Raw genomic sequence first — 22,253 nt, forward strand, 5'->3', positions numbered from 1 at the left:
ATGGAGCGGTTTTACTGCCTTTCACATACCATTGCCCCATTTTGCTAAAAATTGATCCCGATTTACTCCCGAGCAAGAAATTTGGAGTAACGGGAGCAAAGTGGACTAGTGATGAAGGTGCCAGTATACAAGCGTAATCCTAACTCGAGAGAGCTTCAGCAACTTAGACTGGTGTACTACTACGGTGTTGCTGAAGGGGAAGATGGTAAGAAACGTCCGAAGCGCGACTACGAGCCGTTCGATCTCTATATCTCTCACAGGGCGGGAGCATACTTTGCTCACTTTATAACCCGAAGAAAACTCTTGTCCGATAATCATCACTCCAAGCTGCCTTTTTCAGTTTTACTTTCTGGCTTGGGGCGCCACAGTCACACTGTTTTAGCATGTTCATCACAAAACGCCTGAACAGCGCTATATTTTCAACCGCACCAATGAACACAAAAAAAACAAGCAATTAACTATATAAAATGACATAAAATATATAATCATGGCATTATTTAAAGATGCCATAAAAAGATAAAAAACACCTTTTAATCATTATTTAACATAGCATATCATCTATTATAAGTTTACTTTTAAATAATCTGTTACAGTTCTAACACTCTTGGAAAAATTAAAATTACCAAGTTCATTCAATGGAACAAACTTGAGTTCATCAATTTCTTCCTCTTGCATTGATAAATTATCAATCGATTCTACTATAAAGAGATACCTTACATCAAAGTGAGTATGCTCCGGTTCTTTTTTGACTGTATTTTCTGATATAGAATGGCTATTAATCTCAATAATAGAACATTTTTCCTTAGCTGACTTGGGTAATATAACCCCCGTTTCCTCTTTCAATTCACGGATTGCAGCATCTAAAGGTAATTCACCTTCATCAATATGTCCTCCGGGCAATAACCAAAGCCCTAATGCTTTGTGCTTAATTGCAAGTAATCCTTGGCTTTTAGAGTACAAGGCAGCACTTGCTGTTAAATGTCTTGGAAATGATTTTCGGCTAAGGACATCAACTCCATGATCAATATCTTCAAACAAATGTGATACTGAAATATTCCCAGTATGTTCACAGCTATTAATCATATTTTTTAATTGAACTTCATTCATTGTACTTCCCTTATTTTTTAAAGAATTATAGCCAATCGACATCAATTTTTTCTTTCCACACCATCTAATCCATTAAGACCTGGAGGAAACAATTCTACATAAGAAGTTTACTAGAAACCAATATTTCTGCTTTAACTAAATATATAAAATAACCCACAACAGCATTATGTTCAAAGTTAGCAGCATCACCTCCACGAAGCATCACGAACTTCTTTCCTGTTTTCAGATTTACATATGTCCACTTCCCCTATGCTGAGACAGTCTAAACTGGAGATTTCTGCCACATAACAGCATAAGCGCCAAAGAAGCTTTTGTCCTAGAAGCTTGTGTGTTTGTTGGTTGTGAACAAAAAATTTATTCCATCTTTTCTCCCCAAAAACATGCAAAAACATTTAATTTTAAAAGCATTTTGCATTATGTATCGGGAAGTAAGCCTGCGCAGAATCGGATTGCCAACGATATAGCCCCGCCAATGAGCGGGGCTTTCGCGTTTAAGCGGGCACCACAGCAACTGAGATCGCAATCTCGCCATGCTCGGTCGAGAACACCTGCCCCTTGCCTGATGCACTGTCCGTGAACGCTTGTACCTCCAGCACAACCGCCAGCGTCTCCGCCATCAGATAGGCCTGATGCCGGGTCACCCAGTCCGCCAGCATGTCCGACGCCTGCAGGTCGATCCGGATCCGGTCGCTGACCGCAAATCCACTGTCCTTACGGAGTTTCTGGATCCGGCTGATCACCTCCCGGACAGCTCCTTCCCCGATCAGCGCATCCGTGAGTTCCGGATCCACATCCAGCGAAATAAACCGGTTCGACACGGCATGGGTGCCTGTTTTCGCCTGACGGTAAAGCACAATGTCCTCATCGCTGAACACTTCCCCGTCGAGCGTCAGCTGACCCCGCGTTTGCAAATCCATCAGCTGGGCTTCCGTCAGGGACTGGATCAGGGCTGAGTAATGCTTCATCTTCGGCCCCAGCCGCCGACCCAATCCGGCAAAGTTCGGTTTGGCGTAGAAATCGATGTAGTCCGCTTCATGCTCGCTGAACAATACTGTCTTCACATTCAGCTCGGTGCGGATATAGTCCGACAACCGGGCCACATCCGCCAGCACAGCCGGATCGCGGTGCAGCACCGTCATTCGGTTCAGCGGGGTTTTGATTTTGATTTTCAGCTCGTTGCGCTTCTGCCGTCCCATGATGACCAGATGCTGAAACCGCTCGACGGACGCTTCCAGCATCGGTTGCTGCAAGGCCGTTTCGGCGACCGGATAAGTACACAGATGGACCGATTCCGGCACACTGCCGGGCTGACGGAAGGCCAGCATCGCCTGATAGAGATGTTCCGACAGAAACGGCGCAAACGGGGCCATCAGCGTGCCGAATGTCTCCAGGCAACGGAACAGCGTCTGATAGGCGTGCGCCTTATCCTCAGTCATCCCCGACTGCCAGAACCGGGCCCGGTTGAGACGGATATACCAGTTGGTCAGCTGTTCGAGAAACTCAAACAGTGCCGGCACCACCTGATACAGGCGATACTGCTGCATCTCGGTGTTCACCTGCCGGATCAGCGTCTGAAGCCGGGACAGGATCCATTGATCCAGGATGTTGTCGCTGGGCACGGGCTCCGGCGCAGCCTGCCACTGATCCAGCCCGGCGTAGGTGGCGAAGAACTGGTAGCCGTTGTACCAGGGCAGCAGCACCCGACGCACCATGTCCTGCACGCCATTGTCCGAAAATCGCTGCTCCTCGGCTTTCACCAGCCCGGAGTTGATCAGATACAGCCGCAGGGCATCCGCGCCATATTGCTCCATCAGCACATCGGGGGCGGTATAGTTTTTCAGGCGTTTCGACATCTTCTTGCCGTCTTCAGCCATCACGATGCCATTGACGATGACATTATTGAACGCCGCTTTGCCAAACAGGCAGTGACTGAGCACCTGCAGGGTATAAAACCAGCCCCGGGTCTGATCGACCCCCTCCGCAATAAAAGCGGCCGGGAAATTTTTCTCGAACTGATCTTTATTCTCAAACGGATAGTGCACCTGTGCATAAGGCATGGCACCCGACTCGAACCAGCAGTCGAACACTTCATCAATGCGACGGTAGACCCCGGCTTCTCCCGGCAGAGTAAATGTCAGAGCGTCCACATGGTCCCGGTGCAGATCCGCAACCGTGACGCCGGTATAGCGGGCTAACTCTTCCCGTGAACCCAGACACAACCGATTGCCTGTGGTGTCATTCACCCAGATCGGCAGCGGCGTTCCCCAGTAACGGTTGCGGGAAACCGCCCAGTCTTTCGCCCCCGCCAGCCAGTTGCCCATCCGGCCTTCTTTCAGATGTTCCGGCACCCAGTTCACCTGCTGATTGTTTGCGACCAGTGCATCGCGCATCGGCTCGACCCGGATATACCAGGACGGGACGGTGCGATAGATGATCGGGGTGTCCGAACGCGGGCAGAACGGATAGCTGTGGACGATCGTTTCCTGCCGGTACAGCTGACCCCGGGCCTGCAAGGCACGAATGATAGGTTTGTCGGCATCTTTGATGTACATCCCCTGAAAGGCAGCCACCTCCGCGGTAAAACATCCGCGACTGTCCAGCGGACAGGGAGCGGCGTCCAGGCCATGGGCTCTGGCCACCCGCTGATCATCTTCCCCGAAAGCCGGCGCCAGATGCACAATACCGGTGCCGTTGTCTGTCGAGACGAAGTCATCGGCCAGCACCCGGAACGCCCCGTCTGCCTGCATGTGGGCAAAATCATCAAACAGCGGCAGGTAACGCATCCCGGCCAGATCAGCGCCGGTTTTGTGGGCCAGTACGGTCAGTGAACGCCCCTTGCCGATCACATCCAGCTGAGCCTGCGCCAGCCAGAAGGTGCAGCCTGCTGTTTCATCTCTGACTTTGACATAGTCGATTGCCGGACCGACACAAAGCGCCAGATTTGACGGCAGTGTCCAGGGCGTGGTCGTCCAGGCAGCAAAATAAGCATCCTCATCCGCCAGCCGGAACAGCACGGTCAACGCAGGATCCTGAACATCCTGATAGTTAGAGGTAGCCTCAAAGTTCGACAGCACGGTCTCCAGCGCCGTGGAGTAAGCCACCACTTTCTCGCCCTGATACACCCGCCCTGATCCCACAGCTGACGGAAGACCCACCACACCGATTCCATATACCAGGGCTCCATGGTGCGGTAGTCATTCTCAAAATCCACCCAACGCCCCAGCCGGGTGATGGTTTTCTCCCACTCTTTCGTATAGCGCTGCACAATGCCCCGACAGGCGTCGTTGTATTGCGCCAGACCATGCTCGGCCACGGCCTCTTTGGCCGACATGCCTAAGGTTTTGTCGATCTCATGCTCAATTGGCAGACCATGGCAATCCCAGCCAAACCGGCGCTGAACATGAAACCCCTGCATGGTGAAGTATCGTGGAATGACATCCTTGATGGTTGAAGCAACCAGATGGCCGTGATGCGGCAGGCCGGTGGCAAAAGGAGGGCCGTCATAAAACACATAGTCCGGCTGCTCGGCCGAAGCCTGAAGCGACTGCCGGAAAATCTGCCGGTGCTGCCAGAAGTCGAGGACCGCATGCTCCGCGGCCACAAAGGAAAATGCCGGGGACGACGCAGCGTCCTGGCCTGAACTGGATTCTTTACGCATCAAGGACCTCTTTCGTTGTCAGAGCGCCCAAGATGCAGTTTACAAAAAACCCGCCTCTTGGGCGGGTCAGTTAAATTTCGGCAACACGAACCCACCACTCCTAAGGAATGATGATAATAATTCGCTGTTGGCTAAAAAATGTCTTCATGGCTATTAACCTAATCCCCTTCATCAAAGGTGTCAAATACTAGAGGTACATCAAGCCCCAAAGCAGTCATCACCGTCCATGTAGTGCAATGATTGCAATTTTTCGCTGTCGCGGTCCGCTTTGTCCACAGATCCGGATCAGGGATCCGTCAAATGAAGCCAGACTGCAGAAGATCTCAGCCAGATCGCCAGTCGATAATGATCACAGTGTCCAAACAAGATACCAACAGCCTGCTCAGCATAAGGATCAATCGACGTGTCGTTGTGCACCATTCAGCCAGGATCCTGTTGACATGAAAGACTGTTTGGCTGGCGATCAAGGCCAGACAAGGCGTGGGCATCACATTGATCCTTGGGATTTCCTGTAGACAAGTCACCTAAAGGCCCCAAATAAATGACGTTGTCTGATTCAGCGCTGAAAATTGCCCGACAACGTGTCAACCTGATGGACTCAATCCATCGGCGATGTCATCTCACATCAAGCCAGACAGCCTGTATATCTCCTCAAAACCGGAGAGAAAGCACAATATTCCGGGGGTTTTATTCAGATCGATTGCGGGTACAATCCGCTCAACACTGACGACTTTTGCAAAGAGGACACAATGGCCACTATTACTCTGATCACCGGCAGTACCCTCGGTGGAGCCGAATATGTAGCCGACCATCTGGCCGACCAATTGGGTAAAGCCGGCCACCAAACGGATATCTTGAACCAAGCCGATCTGGCCGCCCTGGATCCGGAGGGGATCTGGCTGCTGATCTGCTCGACCCACGGCGCCGGTGAGTTTCCGGATAATATTCAGCCTTTCGTGACACAGCTCCGTGAGGAACAACCGTCCCTTCAACAGCTGAAATACGGCGTGATTGCCATTGGCGACAGCAGCTACGACACGTTCTGCCAGGCCGGAAAAGATCTTGACCAGCTGCTACAAGACTGCGGCGCGCAACGACTGGGCGAACGACTGGAAATTGATGTGCAGCGCGATCCTGTTCCGGAGGATCCGGCAGAAATGTGGCTTGAAACGTGGCAGCCATTCCTAAGTTAAGTCAGATTCAGAGCGGAAATTACTCCCATTTCCGCTTTTTTTCACTTTTCTCTTGTGGATAACTATTGATCTAAACGGTGATCAACCCCTTGTTATCCAATGAACAACTTGATCGTCTTCCTCCCCCTGTGCATAACCAGCCATTTAGCTCCCAGCCTTTCCTTATGAAGATCCCGGACACCTCACAAGAAGTGATCCTCCCTAAACACATGATCATTCGGATCAAAAACCACTTATCCACACGATCGGGGGATCCTAATAGTAGATCCAATAAAAGATCTTCTTTAAAAGATCTTATATATATTTAGGATCTCATCCTTGGATCATTTGATCGAATCAGAGTGATTCTTTCTTGCTCTGAAACAAGGTAGAATATCCCCCTTTGCTTCTTGCAAATTGACTGGCTAATTGATCACCTGAGGTAGTTTCATGTTTTACCAGGAAAATTTTGATGTCATCGTCGTCGGTGGCGGTCATGCCGGAACGGAAGCCGCACTGGCAGCAGCTCGGATGGGTCAGAAAACCCTGCTGTTGACCCATAATATTGATACGCTGGGTCAGATGTCCTGTAACCCGGCAATCGGCGGGATCGGTAAAGGCCACCTGGTAAAAGAAGTGGATGCCTTGGGTGGTGTCATGGCAACCGCCATCGATAAAGGCGGGATCCAATTCCGGACCCTGAACTCTTCCAAAGGTCCGGCCGTACGCGCCACCCGTGCGCAGGCTGACCGCGCGCTGTATAAAGCCGCCGTCCGTGAAACGCTGGAGAATCAACCCAATCTGATGCTGTTTCAGCAGGCGGTCAACGATCTGATCGTCGAGCAGGATCGTGCTGTGGGTGTGATCACTGAAATGGGCCTGAAATTCCGTGCCCGTGCTGTAGTTCTGACGGTGGGGACTTTCCTGGGCGGCAAGATCCATATTGGCCTGGAAAATTACAACGGCGGTCGCGCCGGGGATCCACCATCGATCGCGCTGGCGGATCGTCTGCGTGCGCTGCCGTTTCGGGTGGATCGCCTGAAAACCGGTACGCCACCACGCATTGATGCCCGCACGGTTGATTTCAGTCAGCTCGAAGCGCAACACGGTGATAACCCGACGCCTGTATTTTCGTTTATGGGCAAACCATCGGATCATCCGCGTCAGATCCCTTGTTTTATCACCCATACCAATGAGCAGACCCATGATGTGATCCGCAATAATCTGGATCGCAGCCCAATGTACTCGGGTGTGATCGAAGGGATTGGCCCACGTTATTGTCCGTCGATTGAAGACAAGGTCATGCGCTTTGCGGATAAAAACAGCCATCAGATCTTCATTGAGCCGGAAGGCCTGACGACCCATGAGCTGTATCCGAACGGAATTTCCACCAGCTTGCCGTTTGATGTGCAGATGCAGATCGTCCATTCGATGAAAGGCTTTGAAAATGCCAGCATCATTCGTCCGGGTTACGCGATTGAATATGATTTCTTCGACCCGCGTGATCTGAAACCGACGCTGGAAACGAAATTTATTGCCGGTCTGTTCTTCGCCGGACAGATCAACGGCACCACAGGCTACGAAGAAGCGGCCGCTCAGGGACTGCTCGCCGGGATGAATGCCGCATTGCTGTCTCAGGACAAAGACGGCTGGAGCCCGCGTCGTGATCAGGCGTATCTGGGCGTGCTGATTGACGACCTGTCAACCATGGGCACCAAAGAACCATACCGCATGTTCACCTCACGTGCGGAATACCGTTTGCTGCTGCGGGAAGACAATGCAGACATCCGTCTGACAGAAATTGGTCGTCAGTTCGGTCTGGTGGATGATGCACGCTGGGCGCGTTTCAATACCAAGATGGAGCATATTGAGCAGGAACGTCAGCGTCTGAAGTCGATCTGGATCCACCCGACTTCCGAAGAAGCGGCATCGATCAATGACATGTTGAAAACCCCGCTGATGCGTGAAGCCAATGGTGAAGATCTGCTGCGCCGACCGGAAGTAACCTATACGCAACTGACGACACAGACATCGTTTGGTCCGGCCCATGAGGATGTGCAGGCCAGTGAGCAGGTCGAAATTCAGGTTAAATACCAGGGCTATATCGACCGCCAGAAAGAAGAGGTGGAAAAATCCCTGCGTCATGAGCAGAGTAAACTGCCGGCCGATCTGGATTACAGTCTGGTGAAAGGTTTGTCCAATGAAGTGGTGGCCAAGCTGACGGAAGCACGCCCGGCCACGATTGGCATGGCGTCCCGGATTTCCGGTGTAACACCGGCGGCGATTTCACTGTTGCTGGTTTACCTGAAAAAGCACGGGTTGCTGAAAAAAGGTGACCCGGAGGTGGCCGCGTGAAAGCACGTCTGACGCAGTTAATTGCAAAAACTGAACTCAAGGTCACAGAACAGCAACTTGAGCAACTGGTGGGCTACGTTAGTCTGCTGCACAAGTGGAACAAAGCGTATAATCTGACGTCTGTACGTGATCCCAATGAAATGCTGGTGAAGCATATTATGGATAGCCTGGCGGTGAGTCCGTATCTGGCATCAGGGACACGCTTTATTGATGTCGGGACCGGCCCTGGTCTGCCCGGCATCCCGCTGGCCATCATGCATCCGGACAAACAGTTCACATTGCTGGACAGTCTGGGGAAGCGGATCCGATTTATCCGCCAGGTGCTTCATGAACTCAACATCGACAATGTCACACCGGTCCAGAGCCGGGTGGAAGAATTTCAACCAGAACAGGGCTTTGATGCCGTTCTGAGCCGGGCATTTGCGTCGATGTCTGACATGGTGCACTGGTGCCGTCACCTGCCAACCCAAGAGGGCTATTTCATGGCGCTCAAAGGTCAGGTTGCGGAAGAGGAGCTTGCTGAGCTACCATCCTGGTGTTCTGTGAGTGAGGTCAAATCTTTGCATGTCCCCGAATTGGAGGGGGCGCGTCATTTAGTACTCTTGACGGCAAAGGAATGAATGAACGAGGGTGATTCGTGGGAAAAGTCATAGCTGTTGCCAACCAAAAAGGTGGCGTGGGTAAAACCACGACCTGTGTCAATTTGGCTGCCTCACTGGCCGCAACGCAGCGCAAGGTGCTGGTGATTGATCTGGATCCCCAGGGCAATGCCACGATGGCCAGCGGTGTGGACAAATATCAGGTTGATGCCACGGCCTATGAACTTCTGGTCGAAGAAACCCCATTCTCTGAGGTGGTGATCACTGAAAATGCCGGTGGTTATCATCTGGTGGCAGCGAACGGAGACGTGACCGCTGCCGAAATTAAACTCATGGAAGTGTTTGCCCGCGAAGTCCGGCTGCGCACGGCCCTGGCATCGGTCAGAGAATCCTATGATTTCATCTTTATCGATTGCCCACCGTCGCTGAACCTGCTGACGATCAACGCCATGACTGCCGCCGATTCTGTATTGGTGCCGATGCAGTGTGAATACTTTGCACTGGAAGGCCTGACGGCGCTGATGGATACCATCAGTAAACTGGCTGCAGTGGTGAATCCTGATCTGAGGATAGAAGGCTTGCTTCGCACCATGTATGATCCACGCAACCGACTGGCGAACGAAGTGTCCCAGCAGTTGAAGAAGCATTTTGGCGACAAGGTTTACCGCACCGTGATCCCACGTAATGTCCGTCTGGCTGAGGCGCCGAGTCACGGCTGTCCGGCGATGTACTATGATAAGACCTCCAGTGGTGCCAAGGCTTACCTGGCCCTGGCCGGAGAGATTATCCGTCGTGAGGAAACTGCGGGTGAATCTGCTCAGGTAGAGGCATAAGCAAACATGACCATGAATAAACGAGGCCTGGGAAAAGGCCTTGATGCACTGCTGGCCACCAGTTCGGTGGCTCGTGAACGACAACAGGCCGCAGAGGCCGTCAGCAAGGAAGAAACGGTACCGGCCGAAGGCGCATTGCGCGATTTGCCGGTCAGTCAGCTGCAACCGGGTCAGTACCAGCCTCGTCAGGATATGTCGGACGAAGCGCTGGCTGAATTAACTGACTCCATCCGTGCGCAGGGGGTGATCCAACCGATCGTGGTTCGCCAACTCGCACCGCAACAGTATGAAATCATTGCCGGCGAACGTCGCTGGCGGGCATCGCGTCAGGCAGGACTGCAAGTCGTTCCCTGTCTGGTGAAAAACGTGGACGACCGTGCCACCGTGGCGATTGCTCTGATTGAAAACATCCAGCGTGAAGACCTCAATGCCATTGAGGAAGCTCAGGCGCTGGAGCGATTGCAGAATGAATTCTCCCTCACCCATCAGCAAATTGCCGAAGCTGTCGGCAAGTCCCGTGCTGCGGTATCCAACCTGCTTCGTTTGAATCAGTTGGAACCTCAGGTCAAACGGTTGCTGGCCCAGCGTCAGCTGGAAATGGGTCACGCCCGTGCTTTGCTGTCTCTGGTTGCTGAACAGCAACTGGAAGCGGCCCACACCGTCGTGGCTAAATCTCTGACTGTCCGGGATACCGAGCGTTTGGTGAAAAAAATGCTTGCCCCGGCGCCAGAAGTGGCCCCTGCCCCTGTTGATCCCAAAGTTGAAGCGATTGAAAACCGTCTGAGTGAGCATTTCGGCACTCAGGTTGCGATAAATCAAAGCAAGAATGGTAAAGGCAAAATTATTATAAATTTTGACGAACCGCAGAAGTTAGAGCAACTACTGGCAATGTTCAGTTCGGAAGTGTGACGAGTTTCGTACTATTTTTGCCGTAAAAGTAACCACCGCGTGATCGGGATAATGTGTTATAAAATCTAACTGTTTTTTTGCTGTGATTAGATTGCATTCAATTTATTGACCCGTATAATTTTCGCAGTTTTCCCAGCACGACGTATGTGTAGTGGAACGGACTCGAGGAATGAATACATGGTTTCGGCGCTGGTCAGACCGGGACGCCAATTGGCGAAGCGGTTGTTGTTGTTACAATCTGGCGTCGTTTTGACAACGGCAATCATGGCAGTGTTTGCTGTCAATGTTGACTGGGGAATCTCTGCACTGATCGGTGGTGGCATCTTTGTAATTGCTAACGCCGCTTTTTCTGTGTGCGCTTTTCTTTATGGCGGGGCGAGTAAGGCCCGTCTGGTGATGGCGTCCATCTACAGTGGAGAAGTGCTGAAAATCCTCATTACAGTCATCTTGTTTTCCCTTGTCTACTTGTATGTCGAGGTGGAACTTGTTCCCCTCAAACTGACCTATTTGCTGGCTCTGGGTATTAATATCTGTGCGCCGGTTTTATTCATTAACAACAACAAATAGGATGAGTTATGGCTGCGCCAGGTGAAGCGCTTACTCCATCCAGTTACATCACTCACCACCTGACTAACTTATCAACCGATAAGCTGGGCCTGGTGGCGGAAGGAAGTTTCTGGGCGGTACACATCGACAGCCTGTTCTTCTCTGTGTTGACGGGGGCAATCTTTCTGGGATTGTTCCGTCTGGCAGCGAAGCAGGCAACCTCAGGGGTGCCGGGGAAGCTACAGTGTTTTGTGGAAATCATGGTGGAATTCGTTGACAACAGTGTCAAAGAAACCTTTCATGGCCGCAACCCGCTGATAGCTCCGCTAGCTCTGACGATCTTCTGTTGGATTTTCCTGATGAACGTCATGGACTTGGTTCCAATCGACTTTCTTCCGTATCCGGCAGAGCATTGGTTGGGTATTCCTTATCTGAAGGTCGTACCATCAGCTGATGTTAACATCACCATGGCAATGGCGCTGGGTGTCTTTGCATTGATGATCTATTACAGCATCAAGATCAAAGGCCTGGGCGGTTTTGCCAAAGAACTGGCATTACACCCGTTCAATCACCCGGTAATGATTCCGTTCAACCTGCTACTGGAAGTAGTTTCGCTGCTGGCGAAGCCTATTTCTCTGGGTATGCGTCTGTTCGGTAACATGTTCGCCGGTGAGGTGGTGTTTATCCTTATCGCGGCACTGATGCCGTGGTGGGCTCAATGGCTGGGCTCGGTTCCGTGGGCAATTTTCCACATCCTGGTCATTACGATTCAATCTTTCGTCTTTATGATGCTGACGATTGTGTACCTGTCTCAGGCACACGAAGACAATCATTAAGACGTAAACAATTTTTAAATTTTTCTTTACTGGCGTTTAGGCCGACAACAATAAACTGGAGATAGTGATGGAAACTTTACTAAGCTTTTCTGCAATTGCCGTGGGCATCATTGTAGGTCTTGCTGCCCTGGGTACTGCGATTGGTTTCGCCCTGCTGGGTGGTAAGTTCCTGGAAGGCGCAGCTCGTCAACCAGAAATGGCGCCAATGCTGCAAGTTAAGATGTTCATCATCGCAGGTCTGCTGGATGCGGTTCCAATGATCGGTATCGTTATCGCTCTGCTATTCACATTCGCAAACCCATTCGTTGGACAACTGGCTGGTTAATCAACGGACGTAAACGGACCCATAGCAACCCTGTTTAAGGAGATGCCGTTGTGAATATGAATGCAACATTGCTGGGTCAGGCTATCGCGTTTTTCCTGTTCGTGGTCTTCTGCATGAAATATGTGTGGCCACCGATCATGGCAGCGATTGAAGAACGTCAGAAGAAAATTGCTGACGGTTTGGCAGCAGCGGATCGCGCTGCCAAAGATCTGAACCTGGCGCAGGCAAATGCTTCTGATCAACTGAAAGAAGCAAAACGCACTGCAACTGATCTGATTGAGCAAGCCAATAAGCGCAAAGCTCAAATCATCGAAGAGGCCAAAGCGGAAGCGACGGCTGAGCGTGAAAAAATTCTGACTCAAGGTCGTGCTGAAATTGATGCAGAACGAAATCGCGCGCGCGATGAACTACGCAAACAAGTTGCAACTCTGGCTGTGATTGGTGCTGAGAAAATCATCGAGCGTTCTATTGATAAAGACGCTCATGCTGATCTTCTTAACAAAGTCACTGCAGATCTGTAATAGAAGGGGCAAGCAACATGTCTGAACTGACTACTATCGCACGCCCCTACGCTAAAGCAGCCTTTGATTATGCGGTTGAGAAAGGTGAGTTGACCCAGTGGTCTGAAATGCTCACCTTTGCTGCGGAAGTCGCAAACAACGACACCATTCAGGATATCCTGGATGGGGGTTATGCGGCCGACAAGCTGGTGGAAGTATTTATTTCCGTCTGCGGCGAGCAACTCAACGAAGCCGGCCAGAACCTGATCAAGGTGATGGCTGAAAACGGACGTCTGAAAGCACTTCCTGCTGTCTGTACTCAGTTCCTGTTCCTGAAAGACGAACTGGAAAAAACCATCGATGCCACTGTGACCTCTGCGGTTGCGTTGGACGAGGGTCAACTGAGTGCGATCAGCAAGAAGCTGGAAGAGCGTCTGGCGCGTAAGGTTAAGCTGAACTGCAGTGTAGACGAGACCCTGATTGCCGGGGTTGTAATTAGAGCCGGAGACTTAGTCATCGATCAATCAGTGCGCGGCAAACTAGCCCGTCTGAACGATACGTTGCAGTCTTGATTTGGGGAATTGGAGCATGCAACTTAATTCCACGGAAATTAGCGAACTGATCAAGCAGCGAATTGAGAAATTCAGCGTTGCAAGTGAAGCGCGTAACGAAGGTACGATCGTTTCTGTCAGCGATGGTATCATTCGTATCCACGGCCTTGCAGATGTCATGCAAGGTGAAATGATTGAACTACCAGGCGGCCGTTACGCACTGGCACTGAACCTTGAGCGTGACTCGGTTGGTGCGGTTGTGATGGGCCCATATGCTGACCTGCAGGAAGGCATGAAAGTGACCGCGACCGGTCGTATCCTGGAAGTTCCAGTCGGCCCTGCTCTGCTGGGTCGTGTTGTTAACACCCTGGGTGAGCCAATTGATGGTAAAGGCCCAATCGAGAGCGACATCACCTCACCTGTAGAAGTGATCGCACCGGGTGTAATCGACCGTAAATCTGTTGATCAGCCTGTTCAGACTGGTTACAAAGCGGTTGACTCGATGATTCCAATCGGCCGTGGCCAGCGTGAGCTGATCATCGGTGACCGTCAGATCGGTAAAACCGCACTGGCGATCGATGCCATCATCAACCAGAAGAACTCTGGTATCTACTCTATCTATGTCGCGATTGGTCAGAAAGCTTCAACCATTGCAAACGTGGTTCGTAAGCTGGAAGAGCACGGCGCACTGAAAAACACCATCGTTGTTGTGGCATCTGCTTCTGAAGCAGCGGCGCTGCAATACCTGGCACCTTATGCTGGTTGTGCCATGGGTGAATACTTCCGTGACCGCGGTGAAGATGCACTGATCGTATACGATGACCTGTCTAAGCAGGCTGTTGCTTACCGTCAGATCTCTCTGCTGCTGCGTCGTCCACCAGGTCGTGAAGCATTCCCAGGTGACGTTTTCTACCTCCACTCCCGTCTGCTGGAGCGTGCGGCTCGCGTAAGCGAAGAGTACGTAGAAAAGTTCACCAACGGTGAAGTGAAAGGCAAAACCGGTTCTCTGACCGCACTGCCAATCATCGAAACTCAGGCGGGCGACGTTTCTGCGTTCGTACCGACCAACGTGATTTCGATCACCGATGGCCAGATCTTCCTGCAAACTGAGCTGTTCAACGCCGGTATCCGTCCTGCGGTTGACCCAGGTATTTCGGTATCCCGTGTTGGTGGTGCTGCGCAGACCAAGATCATCAAGAAACTGTCTGGTGGTATCCGTACCGCACTGGCTCAGTATCGTGAACTGGCTGCATTCGCACAGTTCTCTTCTGACCTGGATGACGCCACCAAGCGTCAGCTGGACCACGGCCAGAAAGTAACCGAGCTGATGAAGCAGAAGCAGTACTCGCCAATGTCTGTATTTGAGCAGGCGCTGGTGATTTTCTCTGCTGAGAAAGGTTACCTGAAAGATGTTGAGCTGAATAAGCTGGCAGATTTCGAAGCTGCGTTACTGTCTTACGCCAAGAGTCAATTCGCTGAGCTGGTTGCTCAGATTGATGAAACGGGTGCGTGGAACAACGAAGTTGAAGCCCAGTTCGTGAAACTGGTTGAAGATTTCAAAGCGACCCAGACTTGGTAATTGGTTGGTGATCGCAAGCGATCACCAGCTCAAGGAGAGTAACGATGGCCGGCGCAAAAGAGATACGTAACAAGATCGGCAGTGTGAAGAACACTCAGAAGATCACCAAAGCGATGGAGATGGTTGCTGCGTCTAAAATGCGTAAATCGCAAGACGCGATGGAATCATCACGCCCATACGCACAAACAATGCGCAAAGTGATCGGTCATATCGCCCTTGGTAGCCTCGAGTATAAGCATCCTTATCTTGAGGAGTGTGAGGCCAAGCGCGTAGGTTACATCATTGTTTCAACTGACCGTGGTCTGTGTGGTGGCTTGAACGTCAACATGTTCAAACAAGCCATCAACGGCATGAAGTCCTGGTCAGATAAAGGCGCTGAGGTTGAGCTGGCCCTGATTGGGGCTAAAGCGACAGCTTTCTTTAACAACTACGGTGGCCGTGTTGCGGCTCAGGTGACAGGTCTGGGTGACAAGCCTTCTGTCGATGAGCTGATCGGTACTGTGGGTGTGATGCTGAAGAAATATGATGAAGGCCAACTGGATCGTCTGTACCTGGTGTACAACAAGTTTGTGAACACCATGGTACAAGCGCCAGTGATCGATCAATTGCTGCCTTTGCCTAAGTCAGAAGACGAAGAAATGAAACGCAACCACGCTTGGGACTACATTTATGAGCCTGAGCCAAAACCTCTGCTGGACACCCTGCTGGTTCGCTATGTCGAATCTCAGGTCTATCAGGGTGTGGTCGAGAACCTTGCCTGTGAGCAAGCGGCCCGGATGGTTGCGATGAAAGCAGCAACAGATAATGCAGGTAACTTGATTGACGAACTGCAACTTGTGTACAACAAAGCCCGTCAGGCTGCGATCACACAAGAGCTGTCGGAAATCGTTTCTGGTGCCTCCGCTGTTTAAGGCAAAGAATTAATAAGTTTAGAGGATTAACGATGGCTACAGGTAAGATCGTACAGATCATCGGTGCGGTAGTCGACGTAGAGTTTCCACAGGATTCTGTACCCCAGGTATATGATGCCCTGCACGTTGATGCCAAAGAAAAAGGTACCTTGGTACTGGAAGTTCAGCAGCAGCTGGGCGGTGGCGTAGTTCGTGGTATCGCTATGGGTAGTTCTGATGGCCTGCGTCGTGGTCTGACTGTTGAAAACACAGGTCGACCAATTGAAGTACCAGTCGGTACAGCGACTCTGGGACGTATCATGAACGTTCTGGGTCAGCCAATTGACGAGTGTGGTGAGATCGGTGAACAAGAGCGTTACTCAATTCACCGTGCAGCACCAAGCTACGAAGATCAGTCCAACGCAGTTGAACTGCTGGAAACCGGCGTAAAAGTGATTGACCTGGTTTGCCCATTCGCGAAGGGTGGTAAAATCGGTCTGTTCGGTGGTGCGGGTGTTGGTAAGACCGTCAACATGATGGAACTGATCAACAACATCGCCCTGAAACACTCTGGTCTGTCTGTTTTCGCCGGTGTTGGTGAGCGGACGCGTGAGGGTAACGACTTCTACTACGAGATGCAGGAAGCCGGGGTTGTAAACCTGGAAAAACCTGAAGAATCGAAAGTAGCAATGGTTTACGGTCAGATGAACGAGCCACCGGGTAACCGTCTGCGTGTTGCTCTGACTGGCCTGACGATGGCTGAGAAGTTCCGTGATGAAGGCCGTGACGTACTGCTGTTCATCGATAACATCTATCGTTACACCCTGGCTGGTACAGAAGTATCTGCACTGCTGGGTCGTATGCCTTCTGCAGTAGGTTATCAGCCGACACTGGCAGAAGAGATGGGTGTGCTTCAGGAGCGTATCACCTCGACGAAGACTGGTTCTATCACTTCCGTACAGGCCGTTTACGTTCCTGCGGATGACTTGACTGACCCATCTCCGGCGACCACGTTTGCCCACTTGGATGCGACTGTTGTACTGTCTCGTCAGATTGCTTCTCTGGGTCTGTACCCAGCGATCGACCCACTGGATTCTACATCTCGTATGCTGGATCCGCTGGTGGTTGGTCAGGAGCACTATGAAATCGCGCGTGGTGTTCAAAGCACCCTGCAGCGTTACAAAGAGCTGAAAGACATCATCGCTATCCTGGGTATGGACGAGCTGTCTGAAGATGACAAGCAAGCGGTTGCCCGTGCACGTAAGATTGAGCGTTTCCTGACTCAGCCTTACCACGTTGCACAGGTATTTACTGGCGACCCGGGTATCTATGTACCTCTGAAAGATACTCTGCGCAGCTTCAAAGGCCTGCTGGCCGGCGAATACGACGACATTCCAGAGCAGGCATTCATGTACTGCGGCGCGATCGAAGACGCACTGGAAAACGCGAAGAAGCTGTAAGCTGAACAGGAGGCGACATGGCAGCGATAACCTTCCATCTGGACGTAGTAAGCGCAGAGAAACGTTTGTTCTCTGGTCGTGCTGAAAATATCCAGGTGACCGGTAGCGAAGGTGAACTGGGTATTCACGCAGGTCACACCCCGCTGCTGACCGCTATCACGCCAGGAATGGTCCGGATCGTTAAACAAAACGGTGAGGAAGAAGTTATCTACCTCTCCGGCGGTATGCTGGAAGTTCAGCCTGGGGCAGTGACTGTCCTGGCGGATACAGCAATCCGTGGCGTTGATCTGGACGCAGCCAAGGCTGAAGAAGCGAAACGTCAGGCTGAGGAGCGTATCCATAATCAGCACGGCGACATCGACTTCGCGCAAGCGGCCAGTGATCTGGCTAAAGCAATCGCGCAGCTTCGAGTCATCGAGCTGACCAAGCGGAAGCGTTAATCAGGCATCTGAGCAAAAAGCGACCCATCGGGTCGCTTTTTTTATGGCTGCGATTTAGGGAAATCGAAGAAAGACCCGGATAAGCTCACAAAGCGCGCGCCTGCCTGTATGCATTGTGTCAATAATATGCGGCAAAGGCTTATATCCGTCGCAGTGAGCCGATACAATGCTCCAAACTTTTTCCGACATTCATTAGAAGGGACACTGATTCATGAGCTTCAGCGCTGTGATCCTGGCCGCGGGCAAAGGCACCCGCATGTATTCCGCCCTGCCGAAAGTACTCCATACACTGGCAGGCAAGCCAATGGTGAAGCATGTCATTGATACCTGCAGTGATGCAGGGGCGGCTAACCTCCATCTGGTCTATGGGCATGGCGGCGATGTCATGCAGGCTCGCCTGGCAGAAGAGCCTGTGAATTGGGTCCTTCAGGCCGAGCAACTGGGAACGGGACATGCTGTCAATCAGGCTGCCCCTCATTTTGCGGATGATGAGCAGGTGCTGGTGCTGTACGGGGATGTACCGCTGATCACCGGCGAAACGCTGGAAAACCTACTGGATGCACAGCCGGTTGGTGGTATCGGCCTGCTGACCGTGGTACTGGATGATCCGACGGGGTATGGCCGGATTGTGCGGGAAAACGATGCTGTTGTTGCGATTGTTGAGCAGAAAGATGCGACGGAAGCGCAGAAAGCGATTTGTGAAATTAATACCGGCGTGCTGGTCGCCAATGGTGGCGATCTGAAGCGCTGGCTTGGCCAACTAAAGAATGAGAACGCGCAGGGTGAATATTACCTGACTGATATCATTGCTATGGCACACAGTGAAGGCCGTCAGATCCAGGCAGTACATCCGGCGATGGCGGTAGAAGTCGAAGGCGTCAATAATCGTGTTCAGCTGGCGCGTCTGGAGCGGGCTTATCAGTTGATGCAGGCTGAGCGGCTGCTGGAGCAAGGCGTGATGTTGCGTGATCCGGCGCGCTTTGATCTGCGTGGGACGCTGCAGTGCGGTCAGGATGTTGAAATTGACGTTAATGTCGTGATCGAAGGCAATGTAACCCTGGGCAATCATGTCGTGATTGGTGCAGGTTCTGTACTGATTGACTGTGAAATTGACGACAACAGTCTGGTGCGTCCGTACAGCATTATCGAAGGCGCGACCGTCGGTGAAGATTGCTCTGTGGGGCCGTTTACCCGCCTGCGTCCGGGCGCGGAGCTGGTTGGCGATTCTCATGTCGGTAACTTTGTTGAGATGAAACAGGCCCGTCTGGGTCAGGGTTCTAAGGCTGGTCATCTGACGTATCTGGGCGATGCAGAAATTGGTGCTCGGGTGAATATTGGTGCGGGTACGATTACCTGTAACTACGACGGTGCCAATAAGTTCCGAACCGAAATCGAAGATGATGTATTTGTCGGATCGGATACACAACTGATTGCGCCTGTGAAAATCGGCAAGGGTGCAACCATTGGTGCCGGTGCCACGATAAACCGGGATGTCGGTGATGGCGAGTTAGTCATTACTCGCGTGCCAGCCCGCACAATTAAAGGCTGGAAACGGCCGGAAAAGAAAAAATAACGATTCTTGGAATCTGAAAAAGCAGCGCTGATGCGCTGCTTTTTTTATCACTGTATCCCGCTGCCCTGTCAGATCTCTGTGAAACTTTGCTGGTAATTTCTTGATCTCCATTCTTTTGTTTTGCTATATTTAGTTTCAGTTCGAAACTTAAATTGCAAAATAAACTTACATGTCGAAACGAAACACACAGCAGCGGCGCCACAGTATTGTTGCTCTGGTCAATGAACAGGGCGAAGTCAGTGTCGATGCACTGGCACAACAATTTACCACCTCTGAAGTCACCATCCGTAAAGACTTAGCCGCGCTTGAAAAAGCGGGGTTGCTGCTGCGCCGGTATGGCGGTGCGATTGCGATGCCGTCTGAAATTGTGGCGGCAGGCCACGAACCGGAAGTTTCGATTCGAAAGCTGGCGATTGCCCAGGCTGCTGCCGCCCGGATCCGTGACCATAACCGCATCATCATTGACAGCGGAAGCACGACGGCGGCGCTGATCAGCCTGCTGGGTGACAAGCAGGGTCTGATTGTGATGACGAATTCTCTCAATGTCGCCAATGCGCTCAACGAGCTTGAAAACGAGCCGACGCTGCTGATGACCGGCGGGACCTGGGACCCCCACTCCGAGGCTTTTCAGGGACAGGTCGCTGAGTCGGTCTTGCGTTCTTATGATTTTGACCAACTGTTTATCGGTGCGGATGGCATCGACATCAGTCGCGGAACCACCACTTTCAACGAACTGATTGGTCTGAGCCGGGTCATGGCTGAGGTGTCTCGTGAAGTGGTGGTGATGGTGGAATCCAGCAAGGTCGGTCGTCGGATCCCCAATCTGGAACTGCCGTGGCAGAGCATCAGTACCCTGATCACCGATGACGGTCTGGATCCGGCCGCAAAAGCAGAAATCGAACAACAAGGGGTGCAGGTGATCTGCGCTGCCGTCAACTGATAACAATCTTGAAGTTTGCAGGAGTAAGATATGTGTGGAATCGTTGGTGCTGTCGCGCAGCGTGATGTGGCAGGCATTCTGATTGAGGGCCTGCGCCGTCTGGAATACCGGGGATATGATTCAGCCGGTGTCGCGGTTGTGGATTCTGCGAATGCGCTGAGCCGGGTGCGTCGTCTGGGTAAAGTCCAGGAGTTGTCCGATGCTGTGGCTGCCAGTCCGATTGCTGGTGGGACTGGTATTGCCCACACCCGCTGGGCAACCCATGGTGAGCCGTCTGAAATCAATGCTCACCCGCACATGTCCGGCGACGACATCGCCATTGTGCACAATGGCATCATCGAGAACCACGAGCCGCTGCGTGCATTACTGACAGAGCGGGGCTACACCTTTGTGTCGCAAACCGATACCGAAGTGATCGCTCACCTGGTGGATTGGGAGTTGCGTCGCGCTGAAACGCTGCTGGAAGCGGTTCAGAAAACCGTGACACAACTGGAAGGTGCTTACGGGACTGTGGTCATGGACCGTCGTGATCCGAGCCGCATTGTCGTCGCCCGCTCTGGTAGCCCGCTGGTGATCGGCTATGGGGTCGATGAGCATTTTGTCGCCTCTGATCAACTGGCTCTGCTGCCAGTGACCCGTCGCTTTGCATTCCTTGAAGAAGGCGATGTGGCTGAGGTGACTCGTTTCGAAGTGACTATTTTCGACAAAAACGGCGAAGCCGTTGAACGCGAAATAAAAGAATCTGAAGTTTCCCATGACGCCGGTGACAAGGGCCAGTACCGCCATTACATGCTCAAAGAAATCTACGAGCAGCCGATTGCCCTGCAACGCACCATGGAAGGCCGTTTGCAGAACGGTAAAGTGCTGGCATCCGCCTTTGGTGAAGGTGCGGAAGCCCTGCTTCAGAAAGTGAAACATGTTCAGATCATTGCCTGCGGGACCAGCTACCATGCCGGTCTGGTGGCGCGTTACTGGCTGGAGCAGTGGGCGGGTGTGTCCTGTAATGTGGAAATCGCCTCTGAATTCCGCTATCGCAAGTCTCATGTGTTCGACAACAGCCTGCTGGTCACGCTGTCTCAGTCCGGCGAAACCGCGGATACGCTGGCGGCACTGCGTCTGGCGAAAGAAATGGGTTACATGGCCAGCCTGACGATCTGTAACGTGCCGGGCTCGTCGCTGGTGCGTGAATCCGATCTGGCTTACATGATGAAAGCCGGTGCAGAAATCGGTGTTGCTTCGACGAAAGCCTTTACTGTTCAATTGGCTGGCTTGCTGATGCTGGTGGGGGCAATTGGCCGTGGCAATCAGACAATGGATGCGGCTCAGGAAACTCAGCTGGTTTCGGCGCTGCAAAGTCTGCCATCTAAAATTGAGCAGACGCTGGCGATGGCCGATGACATTGAAGCCCTGGCGGAAGATTTTGCCGATAAGCATCATGCCCTGTTTCTGGGCCGGGGTGAGCAATCACCAATCGCTATGGAAGGTGCGCTGAAGCTGAAAGAAATCTCTTACATTCACGCGGAAGCTTATGCTGCGGGTGAACTCAAGCACGGTCCGCTGGCACTGATCGATGCGGATATGCCGGTCATCGTGGTTGCGCCGAATAACGAGCTGTTGGAGAAACTCAAGTCGAACGTGGAAGAAGTACGCGCCCGTGGCGGCCTGATGTATGTCTTTGCAGATGTGAATGCCCACTTCGCCAGTGACGACACCATGACTGTACTCAACGTACCGCACTGTGACGAATTCATCGCACCGATCCTCTACACCCTGCCGTTGCAACTGCTGTCTTATTATGTAGCTCTGATCAAAGGCACAGATGTTGACCAGCCGCGTAACCTGGCCAAGTCAGTGACTGTCGAGTAAGTGTATGAGCAGAATAAATTTTCATACTAAGTATTAAAGTATCATACTAAAAAGCAGCGTTCTCTAATCGGTACGCTGCCTTCTCTAAACTGCTTATGCCCCTTTAATCATAGG

The 22,253-nt window shown here is 51.9% G+C and carries 19 protein-coding genes and 2 pseudogenes; 17 read left to right on the plus strand and 4 right to left on the minus strand.

The features are described from left to right. Positions 1 to 283: 283 nt before the first annotated feature. The 4 genes and pseudogenes from KDD30_RS15850 to ileS form a co-directional block, all read right to left on the minus strand. A pseudogene (locus tag KDD30_RS15850) lies at positions 284 to 427 on the minus strand (ISAs1 family transposase); the annotation flags it as partial. 134 nt (positions 428 to 561) lie between these two features. Then, the gene (locus KDD30_RS15855; protein ID WP_211646687.1) at positions 562 to 1,149 is read right to left on the minus strand and encodes an NUDIX hydrolase; all 588 of its coding nucleotides are present in this window, start codon (positions 1,147 to 1,149) and stop codon (positions 562 to 564) included. A gap of 449 nt (positions 1,150 to 1,598) precedes the next feature. Then, positions 1,599 to 2,246 (minus strand): DUF5915 domain-containing protein, encoded by a 648-nt coding sequence (locus tag KDD30_RS24905; protein ID WP_371826102.1) that lies wholly within the window; start codon positions 2,244 to 2,246, stop codon positions 1,599 to 1,601. Positions 2,247 to 2,261: 15 nt separating this feature from the next. Continuing rightward, positions 2,262 to 4,765, minus strand: a pseudogene (ileS, locus tag KDD30_RS15860) (isoleucine--tRNA ligase); the annotation flags it as partial. A 749-nt stretch (positions 4,766 to 5,514) separates the two neighbouring features. Here ileS and mioC point away from each other — a divergent pair. The 17 genes from mioC to glmS all read left to right on the plus strand — a co-directional run bounded on the left by mioC (position 5,515) and on the right by glmS (position 22,139). Then, positions 5,515 to 5,958: an FMN-binding protein MioC gene (mioC, locus tag KDD30_RS15865; RefSeq protein WP_211646689.1), complete on the plus strand. Its 444-nt coding sequence runs from the start codon at positions 5,515 to 5,517 to the stop codon at positions 5,956 to 5,958. A 429-nt stretch (positions 5,959 to 6,387) separates the two neighbouring features. Continuing rightward, a complete protein-coding gene (gene mnmG, locus KDD30_RS15870; RefSeq protein WP_211646690.1) occupies positions 6,388 to 8,292 on the plus strand; it encodes a tRNA uridine-5-carboxymethylaminomethyl(34) synthesis enzyme MnmG in 1,905 nt (634 codons plus the stop codon). Further along, the gene (gene rsmG, locus KDD30_RS15875) at positions 8,289 to 8,912 is read left to right on the plus strand and encodes a 16S rRNA (guanine(527)-N(7))-methyltransferase RsmG (protein WP_211646691.1); all 624 of its coding nucleotides are present in this window, start codon (positions 8,289 to 8,291) and stop codon (positions 8,910 to 8,912) included. The genes mnmG and rsmG overlap by 4 nt, the downstream gene beginning before the upstream one ends. 17 nt (positions 8,913 to 8,929) lie before the next feature. Next, positions 8,930 to 9,724: a ParA family protein gene (locus tag KDD30_RS15880; protein ID WP_211646692.1), complete on the plus strand. Its 795-nt coding sequence runs from the start codon at positions 8,930 to 8,932 to the stop codon at positions 9,722 to 9,724. 6 nt (positions 9,725 to 9,730) lie between these two features. After that, on the plus strand, positions 9,731 to 10,633 hold the full coding sequence (locus tag KDD30_RS15885) for a ParB/RepB/Spo0J family partition protein (protein WP_211646693.1): 903 nt from the start codon (positions 9,731 to 9,733) through the stop codon (positions 10,631 to 10,633). Between the two features lie 177 nt (positions 10,634 to 10,810). Beyond that, entirely contained in the window at positions 10,811 to 11,200 is a 390-nt protein-coding gene (locus tag KDD30_RS15890) for a F0F1 ATP synthase subunit I (RefSeq protein WP_211646694.1), read from the plus strand. A gap of 8 nt (positions 11,201 to 11,208) precedes the next feature. Beyond that, entirely contained in the window at positions 11,209 to 12,015 is an 807-nt protein-coding gene (gene atpB, locus KDD30_RS15895; RefSeq protein ID WP_211646695.1) for a F0F1 ATP synthase subunit A, read from the plus strand. Between the two features lie 67 nt (positions 12,016 to 12,082). Continuing rightward, the gene (atpE, locus tag KDD30_RS15900) at positions 12,083 to 12,340 is read left to right on the plus strand and encodes a F0F1 ATP synthase subunit C (RefSeq protein WP_005302247.1); all 258 of its coding nucleotides are present in this window, start codon (positions 12,083 to 12,085) and stop codon (positions 12,338 to 12,340) included. A gap of 50 nt (positions 12,341 to 12,390) precedes the next feature. After that, positions 12,391 to 12,861: a F0F1 ATP synthase subunit B gene (atpF, locus tag KDD30_RS15905; RefSeq protein ID WP_211646696.1), complete on the plus strand. Its 471-nt coding sequence runs from the start codon at positions 12,391 to 12,393 to the stop codon at positions 12,859 to 12,861. Between the two features lie 17 nt (positions 12,862 to 12,878). After that, positions 12,879 to 13,412, plus strand: a complete 534-nt coding sequence (atpH, locus tag KDD30_RS15910; protein WP_211646697.1) for a F0F1 ATP synthase subunit delta — start codon at positions 12,879 to 12,881, stop codon at positions 13,410 to 13,412. 16 nt (positions 13,413 to 13,428) lie between these two features. After that, positions 13,429 to 14,970, plus strand: a complete 1,542-nt coding sequence (gene atpA, locus KDD30_RS15915; protein WP_211646698.1) for a F0F1 ATP synthase subunit alpha — start codon at positions 13,429 to 13,431, stop codon at positions 14,968 to 14,970. A gap of 44 nt (positions 14,971 to 15,014) precedes the next feature. Continuing rightward, positions 15,015 to 15,881 (plus strand): F0F1 ATP synthase subunit gamma, encoded by an 867-nt coding sequence (gene atpG, locus KDD30_RS15920; RefSeq protein WP_211646699.1) that lies wholly within the window; start codon positions 15,015 to 15,017, stop codon positions 15,879 to 15,881. A 32-nt stretch (positions 15,882 to 15,913) separates the two neighbouring features. Then, entirely contained in the window at positions 15,914 to 17,320 is a 1,407-nt protein-coding gene (atpD, locus tag KDD30_RS15925; RefSeq protein ID WP_211646700.1) for a F0F1 ATP synthase subunit beta, read from the plus strand. Positions 17,321 to 17,337: 17 nt separating this feature from the next. After that, a complete protein-coding gene (locus KDD30_RS15930; RefSeq protein WP_211646701.1) occupies positions 17,338 to 17,760 on the plus strand; it encodes a F0F1 ATP synthase subunit epsilon in 423 nt (140 codons plus the stop codon). Positions 17,761 to 17,971: 211 nt separating this feature from the next. Beyond that, on the plus strand, positions 17,972 to 19,333 hold the full coding sequence (gene glmU / locus KDD30_RS15935) for a bifunctional UDP-N-acetylglucosamine diphosphorylase/glucosamine-1-phosphate N-acetyltransferase GlmU (protein WP_211646702.1): 1,362 nt from the start codon (positions 17,972 to 17,974) through the stop codon (positions 19,331 to 19,333). A 169-nt stretch (positions 19,334 to 19,502) separates the two neighbouring features. After that, the gene (locus KDD30_RS15940; RefSeq protein WP_211646703.1) at positions 19,503 to 20,273 is read left to right on the plus strand and encodes a DeoR/GlpR family DNA-binding transcription regulator; all 771 of its coding nucleotides are present in this window, start codon (positions 19,503 to 19,505) and stop codon (positions 20,271 to 20,273) included. Positions 20,274 to 20,303: 30 nt separating this feature from the next. Further along, complete coding sequence (gene glmS, locus KDD30_RS15945; RefSeq protein WP_211646704.1) at positions 20,304 to 22,139, plus strand: glutamine--fructose-6-phosphate transaminase (isomerizing); 1,836 nt, start codon at positions 20,304 to 20,306, stop codon at positions 22,137 to 22,139. Positions 22,140 to 22,253 lie beyond the last annotated feature (114 nt).

This window comes from Photobacterium sp. GJ3 (genome assembly GCF_018199995.1).
In the GTDB taxonomy this organism is placed as follows: domain Bacteria; phylum Pseudomonadota; class Gammaproteobacteria; order Enterobacterales; family Vibrionaceae; genus Photobacterium.